Here is a 15,761-nt window from a genome sequence, read left to right as displayed (position 1 = left end):
CAGGACAAGCGGGGCACTGAGAAGGGCGGCTCATGGACGTCCTCGTTTTTCTTCTGAGCGGGCAGCGTTATGGCCTGATCGGCACCGATGTCGATCAGGTGGTGCGGGCGGTCACCATGGCCGCGTTGCCGCGCGCGCCCGCCATTGTCGAAGGCGTGATCAATCTCCGGGGCAGGCTCGTCCCCGTCCTCGATATCCGCGCGCGCTTCAACCTTCCCGCCAAGCCCCTGTCGGCGGCCGACCGGCTGATCGTCGCGCGTGCCGGTCCCCGCCTCGTGGCGCTGCGGGTCGAGGGGGCGATGGATTTCATCGCCATCGACCCCGGCCTGATCGAGAATCCCGCATCGATCGGCACCAGGGCCGATCTCGTGGCCGGGGTGGCCAAGCTGCCCGATGGCCTCGTGCTCATCCACAACCTCCAGGCCTTCCTCTCGGCCGCCGAGGCGGACGCGATCGACGCGCTGGTCGAGACCGAGGCCCCGGCATGACACCGGACGCATGGACCGATCCGGCCTATGAAGCGGTTGCCGGCTGGCTCCAGGCACGCACGGGGCTCTATTTCAATCCCCATCGCCGCCACGACGCGGAGGCGGGTATCCGTCGGGTGATGACGAAGGCCGGCATCGACGATGTCGCGCTGTGCCGGCAGCTCCTGGGCAGCCAGCGCCTGCCGCTGGACGATTTCATCACCGAGCTCACCGTCGGCGAGACCTATTTCTTCCGCGACCCCGGCCAGTTCGAGTTCATCCGCCACGAGCTTCTGCCGCAGATACGTCGCCGCCACGGCCACGACCACGCCATCCGCGCCTGGAGTGCCGGCTGCGCCTCCGGGGAGGAGGCCTATTCGCTGGCCATCCTGTTCGAGCAGGAGATGGTCGATCAGCGCTTCACCATCCTCGCGACCGATATATCGCGTGCGGCGCTGGCGCGCGCCCGCGCTGCGAGCTACGGCTCCTGGTCCCTGCGCGGCGACGATGGGATGCTGGCCGACCGCTATTTCCGGCGCGGCGGCGACCGGCTGCTCCTGGCCGAGCGGTTCCGCCAGAAGGTCAATTTCGAATATCTGAACCTGGCGCTCGACCACTACCCCTCCCTCGCCAGCGGCGCCTGGGGCATGGATCTGATCCTGTGCCGCAACGTCCTGATCTATTTCGACCGCGAGACGGGCCGGCGCGTCATGCGCGCGCTGATCGATTCCCTCGCCGACGGCGGCGTGCTGATCATGGGTCCGTCCGATCCCGTCTATCAGGAGGAAGGCCCGCACGAGATCATGGTGACGCCGGCCGGCGTGTTCTATCGGCATGAGCGGCGTCCGCGTTCCACCCTCCGCGGCTGGGCTCAAAAGCTGGAATGGCCGCCGGAACCGCCGAAACCGGCTCCCCCGGCGTCGTGGGACCGCAAACCGGCGCCGCCACCGGATCGCGACCAGGCCCCTCCGGCAGCGGAGACGGCGGATCTTCTTGCGCAAGCGCGGGCCGCCGCCGCGCGTGGGGACCATGCCAAGGTCATCGAGCTCACGCGGCGTTCGCGGGCGGCCGACCCGCACGCCGCCGTGCTTCATCTGCAGGCCCTGGCCAACAGCGGCGACGCGCTGGAAGCCGAGAAGCTCGCCGGCGCCGCGATTGCCGCCCATCCGCTGACGGCCGAGCTGCATTTTCTCCATGCCATGCTCCTGATCGGTCTCGATCGCAACGAGGAAGCGGAGCGGGCCCTGCAACGGACGCTCTATCTGGACCGCTCGCTGGCGGTCGCCCATCTGGCGCTCGGCTCTGTTCTGCGCCGGATCGGCGATCTGGCGGGCGCACGGCGCGCCTACCGCCGAGGCCGCGATCTGGCCGCCGGAAAAGCGGCGGACGAGGCCGTGCCCTTGTCGGAGGGCGAGACGGCCGGACGACTGACGGCGGCCGCAAAAGCGCAACTGGCGCTGATCGGCGATGACCAGGGCGGGCGGCCGTGACGGATTCGAACGAGCAGAGATCGTCGATAGACTGGGCTCGGGTACGCGAGCGGCTGGCGCGGTCCGCCGCCGCACTCGAGCCCCACGAACCGGCAGGCGAGCAAGCGCGGGCCACGCTGGACCAGCGCGCCCGGGCCCTGGCGCAGCCGCTTTCCGACCGGACGGAGGTCGGGGACGGCCTCAAGCTCGTCGTCTTCTCCCTGGGAACGGAGCGCTACGCGATCGAAGCCCGCTATGTGCGCGAAGCCGTCCGTGTGAACGAGGTCGCGCCGATACCGGGCGCTGCCGATCTCTTCCTGGGGCTCGTCAATCTTCGCGGCGACATCCTGCCGATCGCCGATCTTCGCCGCCTCTTCGGTATCGGCCATACGACGCCAGAAGAGGCGAGCTGGGTTCTTATCCTGGGCGAGGCGTTCGCCGATCTGGGCGCCGCGGTGACGGAGTTCCATGAGACCGTGGAGCTGCCGGCCCCGAGCCTTCTGACATCGACGGATTTCGCACCGGGCCAGCCGTCCGATCTCCGGCTGGGCGTGACCGAGACGGCCTTGATCGTGATCGATGGGGCGGCGCTGCTGAAGGATCGCCGTCTGTTCGTGGCGCCGGACCGCCAGGCGCGGCCGCGCCAGCCATAGGGGGATGGAATGCTGCAAACCTTGTCTATAAGGGCGAAGATCGGCACTGGATTCGGCCTCGCCCTCCTGTTCCTGCTTATCATCGGCGCGGTGTCCTACAGCAACACGAGCGACCTGATGACCGCTCGTGCCATCGCCCGCCACTCGCTCGAGGTCGAGAAGGCCATCGGCGAGGTGAAGACCGGCCTGATCGACATGGAAACCGGCGAGCGCGGCTACCTGCTGACCGGCGACGAGAGCTTCCTGGATCCCTACCAGAGCGGAAGGCAAGCCTTCGATGCGGCGCTGGCCGATGTCACCGCGCTGACCGCGGACAATCCCAACCAGCAGGCACGCCTGCAGAAGCTGCGCGACACGACCAAGACGCTGTTCGACCGCTTTGCGGAAACGGTCGATGCGCGACGCAGCTCCGGTCTGGATGGCGCCATGAGCCTGGTCAAGGCCGGCACCGTCAAGGCGCTCATGGACGACGCCCGCGGCATCCTCAAGGACATGGATGACGAGGAAGCGATGCTGCAGACGGGGCGGGACAAGGTCGCCGCGGATACCGCGCAGTCCACCTTCGACAGCATCATCTATGGAACGCTGATCGCGGTCGCCCTGATGCTGTTGGCCGGCTTCTTCATCCTGCGCAGCATCACGATCCCGGTGACCACGGCGGTCGGCAACCTCGCCTCGGCGACCGCCGAGATCCTGGCCGCCACCACGCAGCTCGCCTCGGGCTCGCAGGAGCAGGCGGCGGCCGTCGCCGAAACCGTCAGCACGGTGGACGAGGTGACGCAGACTTCCGATCAGGCGGCACAGCGCTCGAAAGCCGTTTCCGAGGCCGCCCAGCGCTCGGTCGAGAGCGGCAAGGCCGGGCGGCGGGCCGTGGACGAAGCCGTCACCGTGATGGGCAAGGTCAAGGAGCAGTCGGAATCCATCGCCGAAGGGATCTTGGGGCTGGCCGAGCAGGCGCAGTCGATCGGCGACATCATCGCCACGGTCAACGAGATCGCGGAGCAGACCAACCTCCTGGCACTCAACGCCGCCATCGAGGCGTCGCGCGCCGGCGAGCACGGCCGCGGCTTCGCCGTCGTCGCCGGCGAGGTCAAGTCGCTGGCCGACCAGTCCAAGAAGGCGACGGCGCAGATCCGCCAGATCCTGGGCGACATCCAGAAGGCGACCAACGGCGCGGTGATGCGGACCGAGGAAGGTACCCGCAACGTCAACGAGGCGATCCTGGTGGTGGGCCGGGCCGGCGATACGATCCGGGCGCTGGCCGAGACCATCACCGAGGCGGCGCAGCTCGCGGCGCAGATCTCGGCCTCCGTCGGGCAGCAGGCGACGGGGATGGCGCAGATCCACCAGGCCATGAAGAACATCAACCAGGTCGCCAACCAGAATCTGGTGTCGACCCGGCAGACCGAGCGCGCCGCGCAGGACCTGGACCTGCTGAGCGCGAAGCTGCGGCTGCTCGTCAACGGCGGACGCTGAGCCCGGCCCCTTGGAAAACGACGCCCTCATCGCCCGCCTGATGAAGACCTTCCTCGGCGAAGCCGAGGAACATGTCCAGGCGCTGAACCGCGGCTTGCTGGAGCTGGAAAAGCAACCTGCGGCAGCCGATCGCGGCGCGACCTTGAAGACCCTGTTCCGCACCGCCCACAGCCTGAAGGGAGCGGCCCATGCGGTGACGGTGCCGGCGATCGAGACCGCCTGCCACAAGCTGGAGGAGCTGTTCGCCACCGCCGTCGATGGGCGTTCCATCGATGCGGACCTGTTCCGGGCCCTGTTCGCGATCGTCGACGCGATCGACGACATGGTGAAGCAGCTTCGCGCGCAGAAGGATCTCGACGCCCAGACCCTGGCTCAGCCGCTGCAGCGCCTCGATACGGCGCTGGCCGGCAAGACGGCCAAGGAGCCGACCCGGCCCCGCCCGCCTGCTCCCTCCGAGCCGCCCGCCCGGCCGGCCGCGGCGGTCGATGAGCGCCCGCTCTCCGACCGGCTGGTGCGGATTCCGGCCGAGAAGCTCGACGCGCTCATGGCCTATAGCGGCGAGCTCATGGTGGCGCAACGCGGCGCCGCGGCACGCGCGGCCGATGCCGCCGGCACGCTCGAGACCGTCAAGCGCTGGCGATCCGACTGGCGGACGGTCGAACGCGCCATGGAGCGCCTGCTGCGGGAGGGCTCGGGCACGGAGCCTTCCGCCGCTCCGGCCGCCGCCGAGCGGCGCCCGGGCGTTTCGCCGCGCTCGACGGCCGCGTTCCGGCGCGCGACCGAGGCCATGCATCGCATCGAGCAGGATCTTCAGCGCCTCGCCGGCGGCCTGGTCGCCGACCGGCGGGTCTTCGAGCGCGCCACCGGCATGCTCGATTCCGAGGTCCGCCGGGCCCGCCTGCTGCCCTTCGCCGAGGCCTGCGAAGGGCTGGAGCGCGTGGTGCGCGATCTCGCGAAGAGCAGCGGCAAGGAGGCGGAGCTGGCGATCAACGGCGCCGAGATCGAGCTCGACCGATCGGTGCTCGAGGGGCTGAAGGATCCGCTCCTGCACCTCGTGCGCAACGCCATGGACCACGGAGTCGAGCTGCCTTCCGTCCGCCGCGCGCGCGGCAAGCCGAGCCGGGGCCGCGTCACCGTCGCCGCGGCGCTGCGCGGCGCCCGGGTGGAGGTCACGGTCGCCGACGATGGTGCCGGGCTCGATATAGCGGCCATCCGCGAACGCGCCCGAGAGAAGAACATTCCCGAGACGGCGGACGACCGCGAGCTCGCGCAGCATATCTTCCTGCCCGGCTTCTCGACGGCCCCGATCGTCACCGAGATTTCCGGCCGCGGCGTCGGGCTGGATGCCGTCAAGACGCAGGCGGAAACCATGCGCGGCGGCGTCGATGTCGCCTTCGAGGCGGGCCGCGGCACCCGGTTCACGATGACGCTGCCCCTGACGCTCACGACCATCCGCGTGATGCTGGTCAGGGCTTCGGGCCGGACCCTGGCGTTCGACAACGCGTCGATCGAGCGGCTGCTGCGGATCCGCGCCGACGATCTGCGTTCGATCGACGGGCGCGATGTGCTGATCCTGGGCGGGCCGCCGCTGCCGGTGGTCGCCCTTTCGGAGCTTCTCGGCATGCCCCCGGCGGAACCGGCGGGCGACCGCCACCAGCGCCCCGCGGTCCTTCTTGCGGTCGCCGGCCAGCGGGTGGTGCTGCTGGTCGACGAGCTGATCGCCGAGCAGGAAGCGATGGTGCGGAGCCTGGGACCGCGGCTGGCGGGCTTGAAGGAGGTCACGGGCGGGCTGGTCCTCCCGAACGGACGGGTGGCGCCGATCCTGAACGCGGCCGATCTGGCGCATCGCGCGGCCCGCCATCTGCCGAGCCGGCCGAGCCTGCCCGAGGCCTCGCAGGCCGTGACCAGGCCGCGGCTGATCGTGGCCGACGATTCCGTCACCACCCGCACGCTGGAGAAAAGCATTCTCGAGGCGGCCGGCTACGAGGTGACGGTCGCGTCGGATGGCGCCGAGGCCTGGCGCCTGCTGCAGGAGAAGGGCGCCGACCTGGTCGTCAGCGATGTGGAGATGCCGCGGATGGACGGGTTCGAGCTGACCGCGACGATCCGCGGCTCGGCGCGATTCCGCCGCCTGCCGGTGATTCTCGTCACCGGCCGCGAAACCGAATCCGACAAGGCGCGGGGCCTGGAGGTCGGCGCCAATGCCTATCTGCCGAAGAGCACCTTCGATCAGACGATGCTGATCGAGACGATCCGTCAGATGCTGTGAGCGGACCCAGGCCATGATCCGCATCCTCCTCGCCGACTCCTCCGTCACCGGTCGCCGCCTTCTGCTCGATCTCTTCTCGGCCGACCCGGCGATCGCCACAGTCGGCGAGGCCGGCGACGGCAACAGCCTCGTCGCCATGACCAAGCGGCTGCGGCCCGACGTCGTGGTCATGGATATCGACGGGCCGGGCATGAACGGTTTCGACACCACGAAGCGGATCATGATCGAGGCGCCCACGCCGATCGTGATCGTCTCCTCGGCGCCGTCGGAACGCCAGGTCGAGCTCTCGATCCTGGCCCTTCGTGCCGGCGCGCTCACGGTCCTGCCGCGACCGCCCGAGCCGGTCTCCGCGGCGGAGCGCGAGCAGCGGCAACGCTTCGCCGCCACCGTCAAGGCGATGGCGGAGGTCAAGGTGGTGCGCCACTGGGGAACGCGGGACACGGCACCCCGGGCGCGCGCGACGGCGGAGGTCAGGCCGCAGCGGCACAGCCGGGTCGTCGCCATCGCGGCCTCCACCGGCGGGCCGGCCGCTCTCCAGACCCTGCTGGGGCAGCTGCCGACGGAATTCCCCGCCCCCATCCTGGTCGTGCAGCATATCGCCGGCGGCTTCATCGCCGGCTTCACCACCTGGCTCAACACGGTCTGCTCGCTGCGGGTGAAGGTGGCGGAGGCCGAGGAGACGCTGGAGCCCCGGACCGTCTATGTCGCGCCGGACAACCGGCACCTGGGGTTGCTCCCGAACTGGACGGTCCTGCTTTCGGCGGCACCGCCCCTCGGCGGATTCCGCCCTTCGGCGACGTTCCTCTTTCAATCGGTCGCCCAGGCGGCCGGGCGGGCGGTCACCGCCATCATCCTGACCGGCATGGGCCGCGACGGCGTCGACGGCCTGTCCTTCGTGCGCGAGCGCGGCGGGTTCGTCATCGCGCAGGACGAGGCGACCTCGGTCGTGTTCGGCATGCCGGCCGCCGCCATTGCCGCCAATCAGGTCGATGCGATCCTGCCCCTGCCCGCCATCGCGCCGCAGTTGCTGGACATGGTCTAAGGAGATCCGGAGTACCGCATGGTCGAGATCCTCATCGTCGAAGACAGCCCCACCCAGGCGGAGCGGCTCCGGATGATCCTGGAAAGCGAGGGCTTCACGGTCGAGCATGCCGGCAGCGCCGAGGAAGCGCTGGCGGTCCTGCAGGAGAAGCAGTTCGACCTGGTCATCTCCGACGTCGTGATGCCCGGGCAGTCCGGCTACGAGCTCTGCCGCAGGGTCAAGCAGCTTCCGGCCTCGCAGCGGACGCCGGTGATCCTGCTGACCACGCTCGACAATCCGATGGCCATCATCGAGGGCCTCGATTCCGGGGCCGACAACTTCCTGACCAAGCCCTACCAGACGGGCGAGCTGCTCCATCGCGTGCGCACGCTGCTGGAGAGCAAGTCGCTGCGCCAGGACGGGAAGGTCAAGCTCGGGGTCGAGGTCGCCTTCCTGGGCAAGCGCTTCACCATCACCTCCGACAAGGAGCAGATCGTCGACCTCCTGATCTCGACCTTCGAGGACGTGGTCCGGGCCAACAACGAGCTGCAGGAGAACCGGGCCGCCCTGGCCGCCGCGAAGACGGAGCTGGAGGCGCGCGTCGCCGAACGCACCGCCGAGCTGCGCAAAGCCAACCTCCAGCTGAACGACAAGATCCACGAGCTGCGCGAGAGCGAAAGCCGGTTCCGCGCGATCGCGGACACCATGCCGGCGCTGCTGTGGATGTCGGACGACCAGGGCGAGTGCATCTTCGTCAACAAGCGCTGGCTGGAATATTCGGGCCGCGAGTTCAACGACGAGCTGGGCCAGGGCTTTGCCGAGAACATGCATCCGAGCCATCGCGAGGCGTCGAGGAGCCTCCAGCGCAAGATGGTGGCGGACCGGACGAGCTGCGTCGACGAATATCAGCTGCGCGACAAGGAGGGGAAATACCGCTGGTTCCTCGACACCTCGGTCCCGCGCTTCTCGGCCGACGGCCGCTATCTGGGCCATGTCGGCGTCCTGATCGACATCGACGAGCGCCGCCAGCTCGAGCAGCAGCTCCGCCAGGCGCAGAAGATGGAAGCGATCGGCCAGCTCACGGGCGGGATCGCCCACGACTTCAACAATCTGCTGACGGTGATCATCGGCTATACGGAGATGCTGAGCGCGGCGCCCAACCTCGACGAGGCCCGCCGGCACCAGATCCAGACGATCGACCAGGCCGCCTCGCGCGCCAGCGACCTGACGCGGCGGCTCCTCGCCTTCGGCCGGCGCCAGCCGCTGGAGCCGCGGAAGGTGGAGATGAACCGTCTCGCCGCCAACATGGAAGCCATGCTGCAGCGCACGCTCGGCGAATCCATCGAGATCGAATGCGTGCTGGCCGGCGGGCTCTGGCCCTGCTTCGCCGACCCGGCGCAGATCGAGGCCGCGATCCTCAATCTGGCCGTCAATGCCCGCGACGCCATGCCGAACGGCGGCAAGCTGACGATCGAGACCGCCAACACGCGGCTCAGCGAGGACTATGCCGTCGCCAACGCCGATGTGGAGCCGGGCCAGTATGTCATGCTGGCGGTGACGGACACGGGCACGGGCATGACGCCCGAGGTCCAGGCCCGCGCCTTCGAGCCCTTCTTCACGACCAAGGAGGTCGGCAAGGGGACCGGGCTGGGCCTCAGCATGATCTACGGCTTCGTCAAGCAGTCCGGCGGCCATATCAAGATCTACAGCGAGATCGGCCACGGCACGGTGGTGAAGATGTATCTGCCGCGTGCCTTGTCGGAGGCCGAGCAGGCGGCGGCGGTCCCGCAGTCGGACACGGCGGCCCAGCCGCGCGGCCAGGAGACGATCCTGGTGGTCGAGGACGACGGGATGGTGCGCGAATATGTCGTGGGCCTGCTGCAGTCGCTCGGCTACACCGTCGTCGAGGCCGCCAACGGCCCCGACGCGATCGCCGCGCTGGAGAAGGCGCCGAAGGTGGATCTGCTGTTCACCGACATCGTGATGCCGGGCGGGCTCTCGGGGCGCGAGCTCGCCGACGAGGTGCATCGCCGCTGGCCCGGCATCAAGATCCTCTTCACCTCCGGCTATACCGAGAATGCCGTCGTGCATCACGGCCGCCTCGACCCCGGCGTCCATCTGCTGCCCAAGCCCTTCGGCAAGCGGGCCCTGGCGGTGAAGATCCGGACCATCCTCGACCGCGGCTGAGGCGCCCGGCCGGCGCCGTCAGGACAGGCTGGGACCCTCGCCTTCCTCCACCGCGACCGTATCCGGCAGCGGCGGATAGTCGGTGTAGCCGCGCTCGTCGCCGCCATAGAAGGTCGCGCGATCGGCCGGGTTGAGCGGCGTGCGGCGGCGCAGCCGCTCCGGCAGATCGGGATTGGCGAGGAAGGCCGCGCCGAACGAGATCAGGTCGGCCTCGCCCGCCGCGATCGCCTTCTGGGCCAGCGCATGGGTGTAGCCGCCATTGAGGATCAGCGGCCCCTTGAAAGCGCGTCGCAGGCCCGGGGCGACCGGCGGGAACTGGCCGGCCTCGCTGCCGGTGACCGGCTCCACCACATGGAGATAGGCGAGCCCCAGCGGATCCAAGGCGGCGGCCACATGGCCGAAGGTGGCGGCGGGGTCGGAATCGCTCATGTCGTTGAAGCTCTGCACCGGCGACAGGCGCACGCCCACCCGGTCGGCGCTCCAGTTGCCGATGACCGCCTCGGCGATCTCGAGCAGGAACCGCGCGCGACCGGCGGCATCGCCGCCATAGCGGTCGGTGCGCCGGTTGGTGCCGTCCCGGAGGAACTGATCGATGAGATAACCATTGCCGGCATGGATCTCGACGCCGTCGAAACCGGCAAGCTGTGCGCGTTGGGTGGCCGCGCCGAACTCGGCGACCAGCCCGGCGATCTCGCGCGTCTCGAGTGCTCGCGGCGTCGGGAAAGGCAACAGGCCCTGCAACGTAAAGGCCTTGCCCCGGGCCGCGATGGCCGAGGGCGCGACCGGCAAGGCGCTGTCCGGCAGCAGCGAGGGATGCGAGGCACGGCCGGCATGCCAGAGCTGCAGGAAGATCCGTCCGCCCGCGCCATGCACCATGTCGGTCACCCGGCGCCAGCCCTCGATCTGCGCCTCGTTATGGATGCCGGGCGTGCGCGGGTAGCCGACGCCCAGATGCGAGACCTGGCTCGCCTCCGTCACGATCAGGCCGCCGCTGGCGCGCTGGGCATAGTAGGTCGCCATCGCCTCCGTCGGCGTCTGATCGTCGCGGGCGCGGTTGCGCGTCATCGGCGCCATGACGATGCGGTTGGGCAGTTTCAGCGGCCCGATCGTGACCGGTGTGAAAAGATCCATGGTTCCAACCCATTGAGAGAGGCCGTAGGAACGCGCCGTCCGGCGCGGCCGCACCGCCTTCTAAATACGCTGGCCTCGGTCGCGACCAACGAGATTTTCTCAAGGCCCGCAGAAGAAATGCTCGATTTACGGCGCGGGCGTCCAGCGCGTTCTCTGGGGCGGGGCGGTGACGGCCCCATCCCCGAAATTGGCCCATTCCAATGGTCCCCATGGCCAAGCCCCACCCGAGTCCGTCCATCGAGGTCGAATCGCCGGTTCATCGCGCGGCCCGGCTCGGCGAGGAATTCGCCCTGACCGCCGGCGCTCACGACCGGGCCCCGAGCTTTCCCCATGCGAATTTCGACCGGCTCGCCCAGGAAGGCCTGCTGGCACTCAATGCGCCGCAGCGTTTCGGCGGCCACGCCCGCGGGCTCGAGGATGCCGTCGCCGTGATCCGCGACATCGCACAGGGCGAGCCTTCGACCGCGCTGGTGCTCGCCATGCATTATATCCATCTCGCGACGGCGGCACGCAGCTGGCCCGCCGCCTGGGCGGAGCGGCTCGGCCGCGAAGCGGCGACCGGGATCTCGCTGATCAACGCGCTCAGGGTCGAGCCCGCCCTGGGCACGCCGGCGCGCGGCGGCCTGCCGGCGACCGTGGCGCGGCGAACGGCGAACGGCTGGAGCCTCAGCGGGCACAAGATCTACTCGACCGGCATCCCCATCCTGTCCTGGCTCGCGGTCTGGGCCCACACCGAGGGGCCCGACCCCAGGGTCGGCACGTTCCTGGTGCCCGGCGGCACGCCCGGCATCGAAGTCAGGGAAAGTTGGAACCAGCTCGGCATGCGGGCCTCGGCCAGCCATGACGTGATCCTGCGCGATGTGGCGATTCCGGCGGATCACGCCGTCGATATCCGCGCCCCCGCCGCCTGGCATCCGCAGGACCCGACCGTCTATGCGTGGAACACGCTGCTGGTGGCCGCGGTCTATCACGGCATCGCTCTGGCGGCCCGCCAATGGTTCCTGCGATTTCTGCAGACACGCGCACCGGCCAATCTGGGCGCGCCGCTCGCGAGCCTGCCGCGCTTCCAGGAGGCAGCCGGCGAGATCGAGACGCTACTCGACGTCAATAAGCGTCTTCTGCGCAGCGCCGCCCGCGACGCCGACGAAGGCCATCCGCCCCGCCTCACGGAAAGCGGCCAGATCAAGCTGACCGTGACCAGCCAGGCGATCGCTGCCGTCGAAACCGCGGTCAGGCTCTCCGGCAATCCCGGCCTTTCCACCGAGGAGCCGCTGGAGCGCCATTTCCGCGACGTGGTCTGCGGCCGCATCCACACACCCCAGGACGATTCGGTACGGATCGCGAGCGGACGGCTGGCCCTCGATCTCGAGGCGCCGGTCCCCTGACGCGACGCCCCTTCCAAAGAGCCCCGGAAAAACCGCCATGACCATCGACTTCATCGGCATGATCGCCCACCGCCTCGCCTCCGAGACGATCCCGGCGCGCGGGCCGATCGTCGATCTCGACTATGTCCGGCGCTTCGCGCAGGCGCATGAGGCGGCCGGGTTCGACCGCATCCTGGTCGCGCATCATTCGGACGCCCCCGATGGCGCCCAGATCGCCGCCTATGCCGCCAGCGTCACGCAACGGCTGGGCCTGATGATCGCGCATCGCCCGGGCTTCGTGGCGCCGACCTATGCCGCGCGCAACTTCGCCACGCTCGATCACGTCACCGGCGGGCGCGTGGCAGTCCATATCATCTCGGGCGGCGACGATGCCGAGCAGCGCCGCGACGGCGACTATCTCACCCACGACGAGCGCTATGAGCGCACCGACGAGTTCGTCACGCTGCTGCGCCGGACCTGGACCAGCGAGAAGCCCTTCGACTTCAGCGGCAAGTATTACCGGGTCGACGGCGCCTTCTCCCAGGTGAAGCCGCTGCAGACGCCGTCGATCCCGGTCTATTTCGGCGGCTCCTCCGACGCGGCGGTCGAGATCGCCGGCAAGCATGCGGACATCTATGCGCTGTGGGGCGAGACCCTTGCACAGGTGCGCGAGACCGTCACGCGGGTGCGCGCCGCCGCGGCGAAGCATGGGCGGCAGGTCCGCTTCAGCCTCTCGCTGCGGCCGATCCTGGCCGGCACGGAAGAGGCGGCCTGGAAGCGGGCGGACGAGATCCTCGAGCGCATCCGCGCCGTGCGGGCAGAGGCCGGGCTCGGCGCGGCCGATCTCAAGCCCGCCAATACCGGCTCGCAGCGCCTGCTGGCGGCGGCGGCCCAGGGCGCCCGCCTCGACAAGCGCCTCTGGACGGCCGCCGCCGCCGCGACCGGCGCGCGCGGCAACAGCACCTCGCTGGTGGGAACGCCGGAGCAGGTCGCCGAGGGCCTGCTCGATTATTTCGATCTCGGCGTCACGACCTTCCTGATCCGCGGCTTCGATCCGCTGGAGGACGCGATCGATTATGGCCGCGAACTGATCCCGCTGACCCGCCGGCTCGCCGCCGACCGGGCGCGCAGCCGCGGCGTCAGCGCCGCCGAGTGACGGCGCGGCCGGATCAGATCGGCGCCTGGCTGACGAACTTTTTCACCAGATAGGCTGCGAGGCCTTCGCTGCCGCCTTCGTGGCCGTAGCCGCTGTCCTTGATGCCGCCGAACGGCGTCTCGATCAGCCCCACCCCGAAATGATTGATGCCGACCATGCCGGACTGCAGCGAGCCCGCTGCCAGCGCCGCCCGTTCGGAGGATTTCGTGAAGGCATAGGAAGCCAGCCCATAGCTGGTGGCATTGGCTTTCTCGATCGCCTCGGCCGGATCGCCGAAGGGCTGGATCAGGGCGACCGGGCCGAAGGGCTCGGTCGAGAGGATCCGCGCCGAGGCCGGCAGATCGGTCAGCACGGTGGGCGCGTAGAAATAGCCGCGATTGCCGATGCGCTTGCCGCCCGTGGCGACCTTGGCACCGTCCGCGACCGCGTCGTTCACCAGGCTCTCGACGGCGTCGAGCCGGCGGCGGTTGGCGAGCGGTCCCATCTGCGATTGCGGATCGCGGCCCTCGCCCACGCGCAAGGCCTGCGCCGCGCCGGCGAAGGCCTTGAGGAAGGGTCGGTAGCTGTCGCCCTGCACATAGAAGCGCGTCGGCGACACGCAGACCTGCCCGGCGTTGCGGAACTTCATGCCGACCAGGATCTGCGCCGCCTTGGCCGGATCGACATCGTCGAACACCAGGACCGGCGCATGGCCGCCGAGCTCCATCGTGGCCGGCTTCATATGCGCGCCGGCGAGCTGCGCCAGATGCTTGCCGACCGGCACCGAGCCGGTGAAGGAGACCTTGCGGATGATCGGCGAAGGGATCAGATGCTCGGAGATCTCCGCCGGACGGCCGAACACGATATTGACCACGCCGGCCGGCACCCCGGCCTCGGTCAGCGCCGCGCCGAAGGCGAGCGCCGCGCTCGGCGCCTCTTCCGGCGGCTTGATGATGATCGAGCAGCCGGCGGCGAGCGCGCCGGCGATCTTGCGCATCGCCTGCGAGGCCGGAAAGTTCCAGGGGCTGAAGGCCGCGACGGGGCCGACCGGCTCCTGTGTCACGATCTGCGTCACGCCCGGCAGGCGCGCCGGGATGGTGCGGCCGTAAGTGCGCCGCCCTTCCTCCGCATACCAGTCGAGGATGTCGCCGCAGGTCATGATCTCGATGCGCGCCTCGGCCAGCGGCTTGCCCTGCTCCGCGGTCAGCGCCTCGGCCAGGCCGTCGGCGCGCGACCGGATCAGGTCGCCCGCGCGGCGCAGCAGCTTCGAGCGCTCGAACGGCGAGACCGTGCGCCATTGCGCGAAGCCGCGCGCGGCGGCGGCCAGTGCCCGGTCGAGATCCGCCTTCGTCGCGACGGCGAGGCGGCCGACGGTCGCCTCGGTCGCGGGGTTCACGATCGCAAGCCAGTCGTTCGAGCTGCCCGCCCGAAACTCGCCATCGATCAGCAGCTGGATGTCACGGCCGCGTTCGGCATTCATGATCTACTCCTGGATTCAGTGAAACCCCGCCCTGACGAGCGCAGCAGACACGTCATTTGTGCGGGTGGCGATGGATCGGGTCGATCCAGGCGACGGCATCCGGCTTCTCGACCGGTTCGATGTCGAGATTGACCACGACCGGCTCCTGGTCGCTGCGCACCAGCACGCATTCGAGCTTCTCGCCCGGATCGGCGTTGATCTCCTGGTGGGGCACGTAGGGCGGAATGAAGATGAAATCGCCGGGGCCGGCCTCGGCCACGAACTCCAGCTTCTCGCCCCAGCGCATCCGCGCCTTGCCGCGCACCACATAGATCACGCTCTCGAGCGCACCGTGATGATGCGCCCCGGTCTTGGCGTTGGGCGCGATCGTCACCGTGCCCGCCCAGATCTTCTGCGCGCCGGCGCGCGCGAAATTGATCGCCGTCGCCCGCGACATGCCCGGCGTCTGGGCCGTGTTGGGATCGAGCGACGACCCCGGAATCACTTGAACGCCGTCGCTGCGCCATTTCCCGGCGGACGTCTCGGTCATGATCGGATCCTTCGCCTCCTTCGGGCGCGCAGCGCTCCCCACTCATCGTGAGCCGGCCGCGGAGCGCCGTGCAAGCCATCAATTGTTGAGCTGGCCGCAACAAAACGGCGTTGCGCAGCCGCGCCGCGGATGACCGGGCTCGGCTCTCGGGTCAGTTGTTCAATACGTTGTAGCCGCGCCCGCGCAGGCAGTTGTCGATGATGCGCTTCTGCTCGCTGACGCCGCTGACGCCCCCGGCACCGGCACCGACAGCGCCGCCCGTCGCCGCTCCGATCGCCGCGCCCGTCCCGGCACCGCCGGAGAAGGCGCCGACGATGGCGCCCAGCGCGGCCCCGCCCGCGGCTCCGATCAGGCCACCCGTGGCGGCATCGCCCACCGGGCTCACCTGCTCGGCATATTGGCGGCATTCATAGAGATCCTGCTGATACTTGGCGGTATCGACGCCCTTGGTGTCCACGATCGGCTGGTAGGACTGGGCACAGCCGGCGAGACCGAGGGCAAGAACAAGGGCAAGCGAAGCGACAGATCGCATCATGCGGACACACCCTTCTGCAGCGTCCCTCCGGCCCTCCCCTCTGGC

At 69.5% G+C, this 15,761-nt stretch carries 13 protein-coding genes; 9 read left to right on the top strand and 4 right to left on the bottom strand.

Annotated elements, in window-relative coordinates; all coding sequences use genetic code 11:
• The first annotated feature begins 32 nt into the window (after nt 1-32).
• Genes FRZ61_RS04945 through FRZ61_RS04915 form a run of 7 tightly spaced genes read left to right on the top strand, consistent with a single transcriptional unit; the run spans nt 33 to nt 9,542 of the window.
• Complete coding sequence (locus FRZ61_RS04945; RefSeq protein ID WP_151115351.1) at nt 33-488, top strand: chemotaxis protein CheW; 456 nt, start codon at nt 33-35, stop codon at nt 486-488.
• Nucleotides 485-1,957: a CheR family methyltransferase gene (locus FRZ61_RS04940; protein ID WP_151115349.1), complete on the top strand. Its 1,473-nt coding sequence runs from the start codon at nt 485-487 to the stop codon at nt 1,955-1,957. Before FRZ61_RS04945 ends, FRZ61_RS04940 begins: the two co-directional genes overlap by 4 nt.
• Nucleotides 1,954-2,589, top strand: coding sequence for a chemotaxis protein CheW (locus FRZ61_RS04935; RefSeq protein ID WP_151115347.1), 636 nt, complete (start codon nt 1,954-1,956; stop codon nt 2,587-2,589). The genes FRZ61_RS04940 and FRZ61_RS04935 overlap by 4 nt, the downstream gene beginning before the upstream one ends.
• 9 nt (nt 2,590-2,598) lie before the next feature.
• Nucleotides 2,599-4,065 (top strand): methyl-accepting chemotaxis protein, encoded by a 1,467-nt coding sequence (locus FRZ61_RS04930; protein ID WP_225309120.1) that lies wholly within the window; start codon nt 2,599-2,601, stop codon nt 4,063-4,065.
• Nucleotides 4,066-4,075: 10 nt separating this feature from the next.
• On the top strand, nt 4,076-6,334 hold the full coding sequence (locus FRZ61_RS04925; RefSeq protein ID WP_225309119.1) for a hybrid sensor histidine kinase/response regulator: 2,259 nt from the start codon (nt 4,076-4,078) through the stop codon (nt 6,332-6,334).
• A 13-nt stretch (nt 6,335-6,347) separates the two neighbouring features.
• On the top strand, nt 6,348-7,376 hold the full coding sequence (gene cheB, locus FRZ61_RS04920) for a chemotaxis-specific protein-glutamate methyltransferase CheB (RefSeq protein ID WP_151115345.1): 1,029 nt from the start codon (nt 6,348-6,350) through the stop codon (nt 7,374-7,376).
• A gap of 18 nt (nt 7,377-7,394) precedes the next feature.
• Nucleotides 7,395-9,542, top strand: a complete 2,148-nt coding sequence (locus tag FRZ61_RS04915; protein WP_151115343.1) for a response regulator — start codon at nt 7,395-7,397, stop codon at nt 9,540-9,542.
• 18 nt (nt 9,543-9,560) lie between these two features.
• Here the strand turns inward: FRZ61_RS04915 and FRZ61_RS04910 are convergent, their stop codons facing one another.
• Nucleotides 9,561-10,673 carry an alkene reductase gene (locus tag FRZ61_RS04910; protein WP_151115341.1) on the bottom strand — a complete coding sequence of 371 codons (1,113 nt, stop codon included), beginning with the start codon at nt 10,671-10,673 and terminating at the stop codon, nt 9,561-9,563.
• A gap of 209 nt (nt 10,674-10,882) precedes the next feature.
• Between FRZ61_RS04910 and FRZ61_RS04905 the strand changes: the two genes are divergently transcribed.
• Together FRZ61_RS04905 and FRZ61_RS04900 are read left to right on the top strand one after the other, a co-directional pair.
• The gene (locus FRZ61_RS04905; RefSeq protein WP_191909303.1) at nt 10,883-12,058 is read left to right on the top strand and encodes an acyl-CoA dehydrogenase family protein; all 1,176 of its coding nucleotides are present in this window, start codon (nt 10,883-10,885) and stop codon (nt 12,056-12,058) included.
• 37 nt (nt 12,059-12,095) lie between these two features.
• On the top strand, nt 12,096-13,193 hold the full coding sequence (locus tag FRZ61_RS04900; protein WP_151115337.1) for an LLM class flavin-dependent oxidoreductase: 1,098 nt from the start codon (nt 12,096-12,098) through the stop codon (nt 13,191-13,193).
• 13 nt (nt 13,194-13,206) lie between these two features.
• Here FRZ61_RS04900 and FRZ61_RS04895 read toward each other — a convergent pair whose 3' ends face one another.
• The 3 genes from FRZ61_RS04895 to FRZ61_RS04885 all read right to left on the bottom strand — a co-directional run bounded on the left by FRZ61_RS04895 (nt 13,207) and on the right by FRZ61_RS04885 (nt 15,716).
• Entirely contained in the window at nt 13,207-14,652 is a 1,446-nt protein-coding gene (locus FRZ61_RS04895) for an NAD-dependent succinate-semialdehyde dehydrogenase (RefSeq protein ID WP_151115335.1), read from the bottom strand.
• A gap of 52 nt (nt 14,653-14,704) precedes the next feature.
• Nucleotides 14,705-15,181, bottom strand: coding sequence for a cupin domain-containing protein (locus tag FRZ61_RS04890; protein WP_151115333.1), 477 nt, complete (start codon nt 15,179-15,181; stop codon nt 14,705-14,707).
• Between the two features lie 151 nt (nt 15,182-15,332).
• Nucleotides 15,333-15,716 (bottom strand): hypothetical protein, encoded by a 384-nt coding sequence (locus FRZ61_RS04885; RefSeq protein WP_225309118.1) that lies wholly within the window; start codon nt 15,714-15,716, stop codon nt 15,333-15,335.
• Between the last annotated feature and the right edge of the window lie 45 nt (nt 15,717-15,761).

Origin of the sequence: Hypericibacter adhaerens (genome assembly GCF_008728835.1) — a bacterium.
In the GTDB taxonomy this organism is placed as follows: Bacteria; Pseudomonadota; Alphaproteobacteria; order Dongiales; family Dongiaceae; genus Hypericibacter; species Hypericibacter adhaerens.
This window is presented reverse-complemented; position numbering and strand designations above follow the sequence as displayed.